At 54.7% G+C, this 14,193-nt stretch carries 14 protein-coding genes and 1 riboswitch; of the genes, 4 read left to right on the forward strand and 10 right to left on the reverse strand.

Annotation, left to right across the window (positions count from 1 at the left end):
- Positions 1 to 158 precede the first annotated feature (158 nt).
- The 5 genes from JR346_RS08430 to glyA form a co-directional block, all read right to left on the reverse strand.
- Positions 159 to 656, reverse strand: coding sequence for a 2'-5' RNA ligase family protein (locus JR346_RS08430; RefSeq protein ID WP_204877445.1), 498 nt, complete (start codon positions 654 to 656; stop codon positions 159 to 161).
- Positions 657 to 739: 83 nt separating this feature from the next.
- On the reverse strand, positions 740 to 1,798 hold the full coding sequence (trpS, locus tag JR346_RS08435; RefSeq protein WP_205482227.1) for a tryptophan--tRNA ligase: 1,059 nt from the start codon (positions 1,796 to 1,798) through the stop codon (positions 740 to 742).
- An 80-nt stretch (positions 1,799 to 1,878) separates the two neighbouring features.
- Positions 1,879 to 2,340: a hypothetical protein gene (locus JR346_RS08440; protein WP_204877447.1), complete on the reverse strand. Its 462-nt coding sequence runs from the start codon at positions 2,338 to 2,340 to the stop codon at positions 1,879 to 1,881.
- Positions 2,341 to 2,472: 132 nt separating this feature from the next.
- Positions 2,473 to 3,354: a bifunctional methylenetetrahydrofolate dehydrogenase/methenyltetrahydrofolate cyclohydrolase gene (locus JR346_RS08445; RefSeq protein ID WP_205482228.1), complete on the reverse strand. Its 882-nt coding sequence runs from the start codon at positions 3,352 to 3,354 to the stop codon at positions 2,473 to 2,475.
- 2 nt (positions 3,355 to 3,356) lie between these two features.
- Positions 3,357 to 4,634: a serine hydroxymethyltransferase gene (gene glyA / locus JR346_RS08450; RefSeq protein ID WP_205482229.1), complete on the reverse strand. Its 1,278-nt coding sequence runs from the start codon at positions 4,632 to 4,634 to the stop codon at positions 3,357 to 3,359.
- Positions 4,635 to 4,892: 258 nt separating this feature from the next.
- Here glyA and JR346_RS08455 point away from each other — a divergent pair, with 258 nt between their 5' ends.
- Positions 4,893 to 6,620, forward strand: coding sequence for a substrate-binding domain-containing protein (locus JR346_RS08455; RefSeq protein ID WP_205482230.1), 1,728 nt, complete (start codon positions 4,893 to 4,895; stop codon positions 6,618 to 6,620).
- Positions 6,621 to 6,768: 148 nt separating this feature from the next.
- Here the strand turns inward: JR346_RS08455 and purH are convergent, their stop codons facing one another.
- Together purH and purN are read right to left on the reverse strand one after the other, a co-directional pair.
- Entirely contained in the window at positions 6,769 to 8,373 is a 1,605-nt protein-coding gene (gene purH, locus JR346_RS08460; RefSeq protein ID WP_205482231.1) for a bifunctional phosphoribosylaminoimidazolecarboxamide formyltransferase/IMP cyclohydrolase, read from the reverse strand.
- 127 nt (positions 8,374 to 8,500) lie between these two features.
- On the reverse strand, positions 8,501 to 9,061 hold the full coding sequence (purN, locus tag JR346_RS08465; RefSeq protein WP_204877452.1) for a phosphoribosylglycinamide formyltransferase: 561 nt from the start codon (positions 9,059 to 9,061) through the stop codon (positions 8,501 to 8,503).
- Positions 9,062 to 9,172: 111 nt separating this feature from the next.
- Between purN and JR346_RS08470 the strand changes: the two genes are divergently transcribed.
- Positions 9,173 to 9,583, forward strand: coding sequence for a hypothetical protein (locus tag JR346_RS08470; protein WP_205482232.1), 411 nt, complete (start codon positions 9,173 to 9,175; stop codon positions 9,581 to 9,583).
- Here JR346_RS08470 and JR346_RS08475 read toward each other — a convergent pair whose 3' ends face one another.
- Positions 9,584 to 11,332 carry a DUF6350 family protein gene (locus JR346_RS08475; RefSeq protein ID WP_205482233.1) on the reverse strand — a complete coding sequence of 583 codons (1,749 nt, stop codon included), beginning with the start codon at positions 11,330 to 11,332 and terminating at the stop codon, positions 9,584 to 9,586.
- Between the two features lie 126 nt (positions 11,333 to 11,458).
- On the opposite strand from JR346_RS08475, the gene JR346_RS08480 reads away from it, so the two are divergent.
- Complete coding sequence (locus JR346_RS08480; RefSeq protein WP_204877455.1) at positions 11,459 to 12,235, forward strand: SDR family oxidoreductase; 777 nt, start codon at positions 11,459 to 11,461, stop codon at positions 12,233 to 12,235.
- A gap of 21 nt (positions 12,236 to 12,256) precedes the next feature.
- Here JR346_RS08480 and JR346_RS08485 read toward each other — a convergent pair whose 3' ends face one another.
- Positions 12,257 to 12,691 carry a plasmid stabilization protein gene (locus JR346_RS08485; protein WP_205482234.1) on the reverse strand — a complete coding sequence of 145 codons (435 nt, stop codon included), beginning with the start codon at positions 12,689 to 12,691 and terminating at the stop codon, positions 12,257 to 12,259.
- Positions 12,688 to 12,894 (reverse strand): nuclease PIN, encoded by a 207-nt coding sequence (locus tag JR346_RS08490; protein ID WP_240333921.1) that lies wholly within the window; start codon positions 12,892 to 12,894, stop codon positions 12,688 to 12,690. The genes JR346_RS08485 and JR346_RS08490 overlap by 4 nt, the downstream gene beginning before the upstream one ends.
- A gap of 39 nt (positions 12,895 to 12,933) precedes the next feature.
- Positions 12,934 to 13,064: riboswitch (SAM riboswitch) on the reverse strand.
- 308 nt (positions 13,065 to 13,372) lie between these two features.
- Here JR346_RS08490 and JR346_RS08495 point away from each other — a divergent pair.
- A complete protein-coding gene (locus JR346_RS08495; RefSeq protein ID WP_205482235.1) occupies positions 13,373 to 14,182 on the forward strand; it encodes a hypothetical protein in 810 nt (269 codons plus the stop codon).
- Positions 14,183 to 14,193 lie beyond the last annotated feature (11 nt).

Here is a 14,193-nt window from a genome sequence, read left to right on the forward strand (position 1 = left end):
GAAGATTAGCATGAAAATGTGTATATTTTCAGTCTAGAAAAGTACCCGGTGGCTCACGACTGTCAGCGTATCTGTGACGTTTAATAACTATTGACTCAAAGAGAAAGTGGCTTCGGTGGCTTGAGGTATGTTCTAACCTTATGCCGATGCCGTTACGCCTAGGTCAGCTCAATCGTGCCGACCCAGTGCCACTCTTCTTTCTCATAGCGGTACACGCAAAGCCGCTGAATCTCGAACCGCTTAAGCGCGTCAGGGAGGCACTTGAAGTCCCTGAGGGAACGGTCAATCACTTCGTGAGGTACATGCTGAGCAAGAGTCAGATGCGGGCGATACTCAAACGGCGAAGCGCTGCTTTCTACCGCGCGCTCAGCAACCCGATTGAGACCTATTAACTCGGCACCCCCCTCTATCAACGGCAAATAACTCACCGTGGTAACAGGCGCAAAACTGGCAGGCTCCCCCAGACCGACAAACACGCGTCTGCGCCCCATGAGAGCCTTTTGCAAAGCTGCGAGGGTCTGGCTGGCAGGCACCGTCTCAGGTGCCACCATCACCGTAATGTGGACGCTACCGGGATTAAGAATCTCAGGTTGGGCCACCCGCCAACGCTCAATACGCGCAGCTAGCTCATCGGGTACCCGTGCAACGAGACTCACATAACGCTCGTTGGCACGCAGAGTAGGCGAACCGCTTGAATCTGCACTACTCCTCCGGTCCCACTGCTTCACCACTGCGTGTACTACTTCTGAGCGGGCAAAAACCCAATACGATCGTAGACGTTCTCAACGGTGACGGACGCGATTTCACGTGCCTTAGTAGCACCGATAGCCAGCAGACGGTCAAGTTCTGCGGGGTCATCCATCAGCTCTAAGGTGCGTTCGCGCATGGGGGCGAAAGTCTCAGCGGCAATTTCAGCCAAATCAACCTTCAGGTGCCCGTACATTTTGCCTTCGTACTCCGCGACAATGGTGTCGATGCTCTTACCGGTGAGTGCCGAGTAGATGCTCAAGAGGTTAGAAATGCCCGCCTTATTCTCGCGGTCAAAACTGATTTCACTACCGGCATCGGTCACCGCAGACTTAATTTTCTTGGCAGTTTTTTTAGGATCATCCATCAACCAGATAATGCCTTTATCAGTTTCCGCTGACTTCGACATCTTAGAGGTCGGGTTCTGCAAATCATAAATCTTAGCGGTCTCTTTAAGGATGCGTCCCTCAGGAACGATAAAGGTATCACCAAAACGTGAATTGAAACGCTCAGCGAGGTTACGGGTGAGCTCCAGGTGCTGGCGCTGATCTTCACCCACAGGAACCTCATCAGCCTGGTAAAGCAAAATATCTGCTGCCATCAGCACCGGGTAAGTAAACAACCCCACCGACGCTGAATCGGTACCCTGCTTTGCGGATTTGTCTTTGAACTGAGTCATGCGCGACGCTTCGCCAAAGCCCGTGATGCAATTGAGAACCCACGCCAGCTGAGCGTGCTCGGGCACCTGCGACTGCACAAAAAGAGGGGTACGCTCAGGATCAATACCGGCAGCAATGTACTGGGCAGCAGTCATGCGGGTACGCTGCGTCATGATGGCGGGGTCCTGAGGCACAGTAATAGCGTGCATATCAGGAATGAAGAACAGACATTCGGTGCCCGGTTCGTCCTGCAAAGCAACCCAATTACGTACCGCACCCACGTAGTTGCCCAAATGCAGGGAATCTGCAGAAGGCTGCGCCCCCGAGTAAATACGGGTGGCACTCTGCGCCGCATTAGGAATAACTGACTTGAGGTTCTTCTTTTCGCTCATAATCTGTCTCTAAAACTTTTCTCGTCCATCAGGTATACACCCGTTTTGTTTAAAAGCTGTGGGCTGAACCCGGTACGTGCTTACGCTTTTCCAGCGGCTTCTTTGACCATGCTCATGCCATTTTGAGCGGTCACATCAATGGTATCGAGCGCACGAGCAATCATTGCCGGTGACTCATCATCGTTCTTCTTAAGTTCATCTTTAATAACTTTGGACTGCACCAGCACAATCTGGAAGCTGTGCGCCAGTTTGTCATCAAGCATCGCGTCCTCTTCTTCTAAGAACTGACGCATACGTGCAGCGTTTTGATTCTGCTGGATGTTCAACGAGCGTGTAACAGTCACAGCGAGGTAAACAGCTACGCCCAGCCAGCCCGCAATGACGGCGGTGAGAATCCACCCGAGAACCGAGGCCTCGTTGGCGGACGTCATGATTGCCCAGATCAGCAGTACGACGAGAAGTGCCATACCGATGCCAGCACCGATTAGGGCTTTCTGGGTACCGGGATTATTTTCAGGAGCCTTGCGCTGAGGAATAGACATGGTTTCTATTATGTCAAAGAAGCACCCCAGCATAAAACGCCCCTCGTCTGATAAAAAGAGGCGGGCAGAAAAACCCCGGGTTCGCACCTAAAAAGTTAGAGTACGGACGCGGGGTCATTCAGTTGTTAGTTTTTATGAAGTGGCGGCGCGCTCCGCGGTTTCAACCACGTTAACCAGCAGCATAGCGCGGGTCATGGGACCAACGCCGCCGGGGTTAGGTGAAACCCAGGATGCTTTAGCTGCTGCCTCAGGGCTAATATCGCCGGTCAGTTTCTTCTTGCCGGTTTCGGGATCTTCGATGCGGGAGACTCCCACGTCGAGCAAGATTGCACCGTCCCTCACCATGTCGGCAGTAACAATATGTGGCTGACCAACTGCCGCCACGATAACGTCTGCTGCGCGCAGGGCATCAGCTACGTCCTGGGTGCCGGTGTGTACCAGGGTGGGGGTGGCGTTGACGTTCTTGCGGGTGAGTAGCAACCCCAGGGGGCGACCCACGGTGACGCCGCGACCAAAGACAGCAACAGTTTTGCCGTTGAGGTCTAGCCCGTGACGTTCTATGAGTTCGATGACACCGTTAGGGGTGCAGGGCAGGGGCGAGTCAATCTCTCCCCCCGCGTTGAGCACCAGGCGCCCCAGGTTGGTGGGGTGCAAACCGTCGGCGTCCTTATCGGGGTCGATCAGCTCAAGAATATGGTTAGTGTCGATATGCTTGGGCAGTGGCAGCTGCACAATATACCCAGTACATGCAGGGTCATTGTTCAGCTTCTCAATCTCAGCTTCAAGCTCCTCCTGCGTAGTTGATTCGGGTAGGTCAACGCGAATCGAAGCGACGCCGATTTCTGCGCAGTCCTTGTGTTTGCCACCAACATAAGAGTGGGAGGCCGGGTCATCGCCCACGAGCACGGTGCCCAGACCGGGGGTGGTTCCCTTAGCTTTAAGAGCCTCAACGCGCTCTTTCAGCTCAGCTTTAATCGCTGCGGCGGTTGCCTTACCGTCAAGAATTTCAGCCATGTTTACCACTCCTCGATGCCTGAGTAGAGGGGGAACTTCTCGCACAAGGCAGTAACGCGAGCGCGCTGAGCGGTGACGTCTGCACCGGGCTTGAGGGTCTCAGCGATAATGTCTGCAACCTCAGCGAACGCTTCAGCGTCAAAGCCGCGGGTTGCCAGCGCGGGGGTACCGATACGCAGACCAGAGGTAACCATAGGCGGACGCGGGTCGTTGGGGATCGCGTTGCGGTTGACGGTAATGCCAGCTTCGTGCAGCAGATCTTCTGCTTCTTTGCCGTTCAGTTCAGCGTTTGCCAGTGATACCAGTACTAGGTGAACGTCGGTGCCACCGGAGATCAGTTCAACGCCGGCGTCCTTGAGATCCTGCTGTCCCAAACGCTCAGCCAAAATCTGTGCGCCTTCGAGGGTGCGTTTCTGGCGGTCCTTGAATTCTTCGGTACCAGCGATCTTGAAGGCGGTAGCCTTACCCGCGATAGCGTGCATGAGGGGGCCGCCCTGTTGACCGGGGAATACCGCTGAGTCAATCTTCTTCTTCAGCTCTTCGGTGCAGAGAATGAAACCTGAGCGGGGGCCACCGATGGTCTTGTGGACGGTGGAGGAAACCACGTGAGCGTGGGGTACGGGGTTGGGGTGCAGACCTGCTGCCACCAGACCCGCGAAGTGTGCCATATCAACCCACAGGTAAGCACCGACCTCATCAGCGATTTCGCGGAAAGCCGCGAAATCGAGCTGGCGGGTGTAGGCTGACCAACCGGCGATAATGACCTTGGGCTTCTCGGCGCGAGCGAGTTCACGGACTTCGTCCATGTTCACGCGACCGGTTTCTTCGTCTACTCCGTAAGCGGCAACTTCATACAGCTTGCCTGAAACGTTCAGCTTCATGCCGTGAGTCAGGTGACCGCCGTGAGCCAAAGACAGACCCATGATTTTATCGCCGGGGGTCAGTAGCGCATGCATCACAGCGTTGTTTGCCTGAGCGCCTGCGTGGGGTTGCACATTCGCGTGCTCCGCACCGAAAAGCGCTTTTGCGCGTTCAATCGCTAGGGTTTCAACAACATCAACGTACTCGCAACCGCCGTAGTAGCGACGTCCTGGGTAACCTTCTGCGTACTTATTGGTCAGAACTGAGCCCTGAGCCTCCAACACCGCACGCGGTGCGAAGTTCTCAGAAGCAATCATCTCAAGGGTGTTCTGCTGGCGCTCCTGCTCAAGTTTAATGGCTTCAGCAACTTCAGGATCAACTTCTGCCAAGGGAAGATTTACAACAGAGGAGGTGGTCATGCAACGTCCTTTTTTCTAGTGTCAAGGTTGCGAGCCTGCTCTTATATGAGGCTCACGACGTATTCGTACAGACCCTTCTCATTTTAGGTGAGTCCCCGGTCTTATGCGAAGAGGCGCACAGCGCTAACCCAGAGATAGAGTCTGAAGAAGCAAAGAGAAGCCCCTGCAACTTATCCCCCGCTCTCACCAGAAACTCTGTGGCGGTTGGTAAAGTTAATACCAGAGCACACCACCGGTAGAAGAAAGAGCACCCTCACCATGTCAAAAACCCAGTCCCGCCGTGAAGCCCTAGAGCAGCGCCGCAAAAAAGATATCCGTAAGTGGGTTGCCGCAGGTGGAGCTGCTGTGGTGTTACTTGGCGGTGGTGCCCTTGCTTTTAATTTGCTGGACGATAGTTCTAGAAATTCTGCCCTCAAGGCGGCTACCGAGATTCCGGCAGAGTGCAGCACCACCCAGCGCATTAATGTAGCAGCGTCAGAGAAACTTGCAGCGATTATTGAGATGATTCCGGTAAGCGCCGAGGATTGTATCTCCCTTGAAGTTGATAGCAGCGCCTCCCCCACAGAAGTCGCGTCCAATATTATCGGCGGCGCTAACGTACCCCACATCTGGATTCCAGACTCATCGGTGCGTGCAATGCTAGAGCTACAGGGTAAGGCGGGGGTCACCACCATTACCGATTCGCTCGCTAGCACCCCAGCGGTTCTTATTTCTGACGAGAACGTTAATTACAGTACCTGGTCTGACGCTGTGAAGGATGCTGATAATGTTTCGATGAGCGACCCCAAGGTGGACGGTGGCGCTTTTGCTTCTCTGATTTCTGTGGCGTCTGAGGTGGACGACCAGAAAGCTTCGACAGAAGATCTTAAAGCCGGTTCGGGCTTGCGTGCGCAGACCATTGGTGTCGAAGCTCCGGTGAAGAGCGCTTCAGATCTACTCAGCGATGTCGATGCGGGCACCATTCCAGCTGCGGTTGTCACTGAAGCTGACTATGCCCAGTACGCCCTCGATGCTAAAAATCCCTCGATTTTGGTGTCGATTCCTTCTTCAGGCACCACTGTTTTGGATTACCCGCTGATGGTGCCCGATGTGAACGCTAGCAACTCAACGGTGACTACCGCCGCCCAGAAGATCGCCGATTTTGTTGCTTCCGAAGAGGGCAAGGATGCGTTGGCTGAGGCGGGTCTGCGTACTTCCTCCGGTGACATTTTGAGTGAAGAAACGTCGGTGGGTGAACCTACCCAGCTAGAAGTCGCTGACAAGGAGACCCTAACGAATCTGTGGACTGCCTACTCTTTGCAGTCAGCACCCTTGAACGGTTTGATTGTTATTGATTCCTCGGGTTCTATGGAAGAGCCTGTTGCTGGCACTGATAAGAACCGTATGCAGGTAACCACGGAGGCTGCTCTTGCCGGTTCGCAACTATTCCCGGCACGCGATTCATTGGGTGTTTGGGCTTTTGCGCGTGAAATCGGTGAGGACGCGCAGGGTGCCCCGACTGATTACAAGCAGCTCGCTCCGATTCGCGGTATTGAAGAGGAGGTTGAGGGTCGTACCCACCGCGAGGTCATTCAGCAGGTTGTCTCTGAGATGAGTTTCTACCCGAAGGCTCAGACCGGTCTGTACGATTCTTTGTTGGCTTCTTTCCGGGAGATGAAGGCTAATTACAAGCCCGGTGCCGCTAACGTGGTGGTGTTCATGACGGACGGCGCGAACTTCGATGAGGGTTCTATTAGCCGTGAAGATATGATTGCCGCTATTCAGGCGGAGCAAGATCCGAATAATCCGGTCTTGTTTGTGCTGATTGGTATTTCTGAGGACGCTGATCTGGAGGATCTCAAGACCATCGCACCGCAGATTGGTGGTCAGGTATTTGAGGCTGATAACGCTTCAGATATTCAGCGTGTGTTCCAGCAGGCGTTCTCTGCTGACGCGCCCGCAGCAACTGAGGAACAGCAGCAGGAGGCTGCGGCAGCTACCGAATAGATGTGTACTGCTAAGAATATTGGAACTGCCCCGGCTCTTTGGTGAGAGCCGGGGCAGTTTTGTGGTGTTGGCGAGGTGGAGATTTTCCGAACTCGTAAAGAAAGAAAAATCTTCGCCTAGATCCACGCGTTAGCGCGGAAGGTTATTTTTAGTGGAAGAAATGACGGCTTCCAGTGAAGTACATGGTCACTCCTGCTGCTTTAGCTGCTTCGATGACTTCTTCGTCGCGAATAGAGCCGCCGGGTTGCACGACGGCGCGGATACCTGCGTCCAGGAGTACCTGGAGACCATCTGCGAAGGGGAAGAAGGCGTCGGATGCTGCGACGGAGCCGCGGGCGCGTTCTGCGCCGTCTGCTAGGGTGTTGGCTCGTTCGACGGAGAGTTTGCAGGAATCGACGCGGTTGACTTGACCCATGCCGATGCCGACTGCTGCGCCGTCTTCTGCGAGCAGGATGGCGTTGGATTTCGCTGAGCGCAAGGCGCGCCAGGCGAAGGAGAGGTCGGCGAGGGTTTTGTCGTCTGCAGCCTCGCCTGCTACGAGTTGCCAGTTTTCAGGGTTGTCGCCTTCGGCGTGGAGGCGGTCGGCGTCCTGGATGAGTGCGCCGCCTGAGATGGGGCGGTGTTCGAGGGTGTCGCGGGCGAAGCCTTCGGGTAGCTGTAGGATGCGCAGGTTCTTCTTGGATTGCAAAATTTCAAGTGCTTCTGCGGTGTAGCCGGGGGCGATGATGACCTCGGTGAAGATGCCCTTGACGGTTTCTGCCATGGGGGCGGTGACTTCGCGGTTGGCAGCGATGACGCCACCGTAGGCTGAGAGGGGGTCGCAGGCGTGGGCTTTGGCGTGGGCGTCCGCAATAACGTCTACTGCATCTGCTGATCCGACGGCGATGCCGCAGGGGTTGTTGTGCTTGATGATGGCAACAGCGGGCTCGTCAAAGTCGTAGGCAGCGCGCAGGGCGGCATCACCGTCAACGTAGTTGTTGTAGCTCATTGCCTTGCCGCCGAGCAGGGTCGCCTGGGCGATGCCGGGGGCTGCTGCGGCATCGGTGTAGAGGGCACCTGCCTGGTGGGGGTTTTCACCGTAGCGCAGTGATTCAGCCAGCTCGTAGGAGTGACCAGCGAAGGGTGCCCAGGTGTGTTCGTCATCGGTTTCGAACTGGGTGGCAGTCCAGGTAGCAACCGCGGTGTCGTAGGCTGCGGTGTGGGCGAAAGCGGCGGATGCCAGGCGGCGGCGCTGCTTCAGATCAAAACCGCCGTTCTTGGCAGCTTCTACGACCTCGCCGTACTTGGCGGGATCTACGACGATTGCTACAGCGTCGTGGTTTTTAGCGGCTGCGCGTACCATGGAGGGACCACCGATGTCGATTTTTTCGATGATGGCGTCCTGGTCGGCACCCGATGCTACGGTGTCAACGAAGGGGTAAAGGTTTACAACGACCAGGTCGAAGGCTTCGATGTCCATCTCGGCGAGGGTGTCGATATGCTCCTGCTTGCGGCGGTCAGCCAGAATACCGGCGTGTACGCGCGGGTGCAGGGTTTTGACGCGACCTTCGAGGCATTCGGGAAAGCCGGTGATTTCTGAAACTTCAGTCACGGGGACGCCAGCACCTGCGATGGTGGAGGCAGTTGAGCCTGTTGAGACGATGGTGACGCCGGCTTCGTGCAGCCCCTGGGCTAGTTCTTCGAGACCGGTTTTGTCATAGACAGAGATAAGTGCGCGCTTTAGTGGTACGCGGTCTAGCTCAATGAGACTCACTGATACTCCAATGCTTATGCCCCTTTTTTCTTTGGGTTGGTGGGGCAGGTGGATGGGTTGTCGTGAGCCGGTTTTAGCCCCGGCCCGTGGCTGACCGTAACGGTCAAACTGTGGGGCATTTCAGGGGCTAGGCGGTAGCGAGCGTATTGATGGTCTCTACCAGTAGCTTGCGCTCTTGAACTTTGATGCGTTCGTGCAGGGTTTCTTCGGTGTCATCGTTATGCACAGCAACGGCGGCTTGGGCGAGAATCGACCCGGTATCAACACCAGAATCAACGAAGTGCACGGTGAGACCGGTAATTTTCACTCCGTGGGCTAGCGCATCACGCACGCCGTGTGCGCCAGGGAAGGAAGGTAGAAGCGCCGGGTGGGTGTTGATGATGCGCTGTTCAAAGTGCTGCACCAGTTGGGCATCTACGATGCGCATGAACCCTGCAAAGACGATGTAGTCGGGGGCGTAGGAGGCGATTTGCTCTTCGAGTGCGCGGTTCCATTGCTCACGGGTCTCGTACTGTGAAGGCTCCACGAGGAACGTTTCGATGCCGCTGTTAGCAGCGCGATCAATGCCGGTACAGGGTTTATCTGCCCCCACCGCAACGATTTCAACGTTCAGTGTGCCTGCTTGTACTGCGTCCATCATGGACTGCAGGTTGGTGCCGGAGCCTGAAACCATAACAACTATGCGCATATATAGAAGAATACATGAGTGTTTTCACTCTGGCTGACTAACATTCTGGTGTGTGAGCGCCACAACGGGAGCCGGTTCTAGGCAACTAGGGCTTAGCGGTAAAGTAAGGGTATGTCTTACCCAACACAGACTCCCCCGTTTGATGCCAAACGGCAGGCTGAAAAGGTCACTGTGTGGCGTCGAGCCACGATTTTGCTGACTTTGCTTGCCCTGATGATTTTGCTGAATGCTGCGCAGTGGGCGTGGGTGAGCAGTGTGCTGTTTGTGCTGGCTATTGTGACTATTTCGATGGCAATTGCCCGTTTGGCGCCGCTCAAGCCCCCGGTGTTTAGCTACATACTGTACTCGTGCATGATTTTATTCTGCGTGCTTTTGGCTTTTTCTTCAGCGGTCACCGCTCTCTTTTCGGGTGTTAGCGGCGAATATGCCCAGTGTACGCAGCAGGCAACCACTATTGCCCGCGCTCAGCAGTGCTCCACCGATATGGAAAACAGTCTGATGGACGCCCTGACCGGCAAATAGTTACTCTGCCGATTGACGGTATTTTTTAGCTTTAGGACGCCTGATAATCGGACGTTTTTTCTCGGCGGGTTCTGTTTCAGTTACCGGTTTTTGCGCTGCATTATCTTTTTGATCAGCGGCTGTTACTGATTCTGCGGGGCTCTCTACGACAGTCTCTACTGCTGCTACCTGCTGTTGGTCAGGATCCTCAGCATTATCTGCCGTCTTTTCTGAGCTCTCGTGTTCTTCTGCTCGTACAGAACCGGGCAGTTCCTCATCGGCAAATAAACGCGCGAACGGGTTATCCACCTTGTCAGGTGTATCTTGGGTGCCCGCTTCAACGACTTCGCCCTCAATCACGGGAGTTTCAAGAGAGTTGGCTGTGGAGCGGCGGGATCCCTTCTTCCAGAAAGCACCGCTGCGCTGGTGATCGGAGCTTTTGCGGTTTGTGGCGGTACTCGCGAAGCGGTCTAGTTCAGAGGAGTTATCAAGTTCCGCAAAGGGCGCAACGATAGATCCCAGAAAAACACCGATTGCCATCAGGACGGCGGTATGTGCCGCAAAAAGCAGGGGGTCAGCACCGATATCGGTCAAGCGCCCCAAGCCCAAGGAGCCGTGTGCTAAAGCGCCAGTGATGAACGCCAGCACCCCGCTGAGTGCGCCCACGAGGATTGCTAGAAACAGGTGAGACAGTGGCCAAGAAAGCCAGCGGTAAGACAGTTTGAGAGAAAGCCACTCATCGAAGTGGTTTTCACCCTCCCTAAAGAACCACCAACCGGCGGCAAGACCCGCGATCACGGGCACCGACAGGACAAAAAGGCTCCACGGTTCAACCGGTTGCGGAAGGGCTGAAAGCAACGGCAAAGCCGGCATCAAACCCACATCGGTTGTTTGTAAATTGATCGTGGTTCCCTCACCGAGAGCAAACCCAGCGCCGGTTGACCATGACATCGCGTACACCACGAAGTTAGGCACAAAGCCCATCTGCAATAGGGTTATAGCGGTATCGCCCACCACCCCGGCGTGCAAGCTCTGGTAGGTGGCGATGACATCGTTCCAGTTGTAGATAAGCGCAACAGCAGCTAGTACCGCACCACCCACCACGAAGGCTAGGAACCCCACGACTACAGAACGCACCAATGCCCACACGTAAGATCCAGTCCACCGCGAATACTGGCTAAAACGCCGCACCCAGGTAGCAGCGTTTACACCGATCATGCGTGCCAAAGACCGTGACTCGTAGTAGCCACCTGCCACCGCACCGCATAGACCCACGGCAACAGTCATCAGCACTGATGTACTAAGAGGTGTGCTGATAAACGGGGTTGCACCCAAGAAACTTGCGGCAGCGGCAACCGCTGCGTAAAAAAACAAGCCAGAAACAATCGGCACCCAAAACTGCCCCTCGTAGGACGCCTGCGCCAACCGGCGTCCTGACCTGAAAGTCAGCGCCAGCGGAAGAAGCGTCAGACCCAGCGGAGCTAAACTCACCGTGCCTGCGATGGCCGCAAAAACCCCGTTCACCGGAATGTTCAGGTTTAAAGGGGCACCGTGCATCAGCAACCAAATATTTGATGCCACCTGCCCCGCGGTCACCAGACTTGAGCCATGAGCCAGATCGTTGGTGAGGGCAACTGCACCCACCAACAAAAACACAGCACACAAAGAACTGAAAGCAGCAACAAAAAACTCCACTATCCCTTGAAGCCACAAAGGCATAGGAATCGTGCGAGCTGGCGCGGTCTGGGGTGAGGAGGCAGGGGTTTTCATCCCTAACATCTTGTCATGAACTCCCCCACCGTGTGAGCTTCGAGCCACTATTTGAGGCGAAATACCCCCGTTTTTGTGCAAGTTCACACCGAACAGTTACTGTGTGGCAGATAGAGTTGAACCACTATGACACTTTCTTCTGAACCTTTTGTACTGATTACCGGAGCCTCTGCTGGCATTGGCCGTGAGTTTGCCCGGCAATATGCCCAGCGTGGCTACCATCTGGTGATTCACGGTCGCAACCGTTCTGCGCTGGAGTCTTTAGCTCAACAGCTGACCCACCGCTACGGGGTGGAGGTTGAAATTCTTACCGCTGATCTAGCGGTGCCCCACGAGGTTGAACAGGTAACGGAACGCTTGAGTGACGCCGCCAAACCTGTAGAAATTCTTATTAACAATGCAGGGTTCGGCTTGGGTAAGGCTTTTGAGAACGCGAGTGTACACGAGCATGCGCAGCAGGTTGAGGTACTGGCGAAAGTTCCCTTGCAGCTCATGCACGTTGCTTGCCAGCAGATGCTCACCCGCGGTCGGGGCAGGGTTATTAATGTGGCATCGGTGGCGGCGTTCATGCCCAACGGCACCTACTCTGCGGTGAAGCGTTTTTTGGTGACGCTCAGCGAGTCAGCGCACCTGCAGTATGCACCCCGTGGCATTTCTGTCACCGCAGTGTGCCCCGGTCTCACCCGCACCGGGTTCCACGGAGCTATGGGGGTTGATGAACCCATGTTACCGGGCATTTTCTGGCTCACCCCCGAACAGATCGTACGCGAGGCTATCGACGCTAATCTGAAGGGTAAAGCAGTATGTGTTCCGTCACTGCCCTACAAGGTGTTGGTAGCGGTGCAAAAGATAATGCCCGCAGCTCTTGCCACCGAGCTGGTAGCGAGAACTCGCAATTACTAATGCACGGAAGGCTCTGTAGCTTTAGACCTCGAGGAAAGGGTTGCGGGCCTCCACACCCCACTGACGGTAAACCTCAGCTTTAGAACTTGCAATCTCTAGATGGTGGACGGTGGCAGTCGCCGCCATCAGCCCCTCTAGAGCAGCAGTGGGTAGAGGCGTTGCCGTTGCAGAACCTACAGCGTGCAACTTCACTTCAGCGTGACGTCCTGCCCATTCCAAAGCAACCGCAGCGTCAATATCAAGAACGTGTTTGCCGAACCTATCTACCAGTTCAGCGATCCACCGCTCGGTCTCGGAATACGGGTAAAGTCCCTTCAACTCGCCCAAGCTCAACACCGAAATGTAAAGCACCTTATACGAGTTGCGCCGTAAGAAAGCTACAACCTGCGGGTTGGGTTCTGCCTTGCGAATCTCGGCAAGAACATCAGAATCAAGCAGTAAACCGGCTGCGCTCATGCTGCTTTCAGTACACCGTAGTCAGTGGAGGGAATACCGGCAGGGTTAGGGGTGAGCAAGAAATTCAGGAACTCCCCACGAGCATTTGAGATGCGGGTGTAATCCTGAATGCTAATCGCAGAGTAACCCCCACGTGCAGGAACAGAAGCAGATACCAAATCCCGTGCAAAAGATTCGGTAGGGCGGATTGTTGTTGTAGGCATTGCCATGTTGCGCAGAAGATACCGCGCATTCCTTTCGAAACGCTGCTCTTGCCTGTACCAATCGTGACGCATGTATGCGTGAATACAGACCGCTTCGTCATCCGAGCCACCCGTGAACATGGGGTTGGCGTTCAACTAAAGTCGGAGCTTGTCAGTTGAAACTCTTGAAGCTGTTTCAATCATGGCAAGGCGCACAGAAATTTGCAAGTGTTTTTGTCAAAAAATCTTCGCAGAGCCTGCGATGCAGCTTCGATGGTTGCGCTCAAGACTTGACCGCCGTGCGTACACCTTACCCGTTATATACGCCCATCATCCGCTTGATACGGGCATTTTTTCGGTTGCCAGCTACCTACGCCACAGAAACACGCCTAAAGATACGCATGTCTAATTTCACAAACAGGGCACATTGTAGTTATCTAGAAATTGTTCCTACACTTGTAAGATATTCTTTATTCTTTTACCGAAGGTGGATTTTCACGTGAAAACACTCATGCACCGCGCCTTAGCAACAGCTGGCGTACTCTCAGTGGGTGTTTTATCAGCGTGTGGAAACATGAACGCTGAGGCGGACGCGCCTGCGTCCCTGAATACCGCAGGAATAGCCCAAGCAGATGCCAATGAAATTGCGGGCATTATTCCTACCCAATCGCAAATTTCAGATAAAGAAACTTTTAGCTATTTAATTGCTAATCCCATTATTGAAAAATTTGAACCTCAGTCATGGTTCAAATCCTCCCCCCGCAATGCCCTGTGGAACGCCGATCAGCTCACTGACAACGCAACAGCTATTCAAGAAAGCATTGACCGTTGTGCAGCCTACGAGCAAGTAGCGCCCGGTCTGATCGCCACGCCCTCAGAAGACTGGCTCGTGTCTTCCATTGACCGTCGAGAAATCCTGATCGGTCAAAGCGACGTTAACCAGATCGCCGGGTACAGCCAAGTGGTTGCTACCCCCTCAGCAAGCGATGCTGCCAACCTTTTTGCCGAAATCAAAAACCAAACCAATTCCTGTTCTAACGCTCTCAAAGCTGTTTACCCTCAAGCTGCTGACCAGTACTCCTTGCGGTCGCCTTCTATTGACCCACAGAGCGGCACAGTAACACTCGCTGGCACCTACCGCGGGCAGAAATTCCAACTCTCAGTGACCCACCGAGACCGCTACCTGATTTCCACCTGGTTCAAGACCCAGGTCTCCCCCGAATCTGATGTACGAAAGCCCATCGGAACTATTCACTCCCTGGCAGTGAGTAACGCAGAGGCAATACCCGCCAAAGCAGAATCAAAATAAACCGCACGAAA

The sequence above is a fragment of the Rothia sp. ZJ932 genome, assembly GCF_016924835.1.
In the GTDB taxonomy this organism is placed as follows: Bacteria; Actinomycetota; Actinomycetes; order Actinomycetales; family Micrococcaceae; genus Rothia.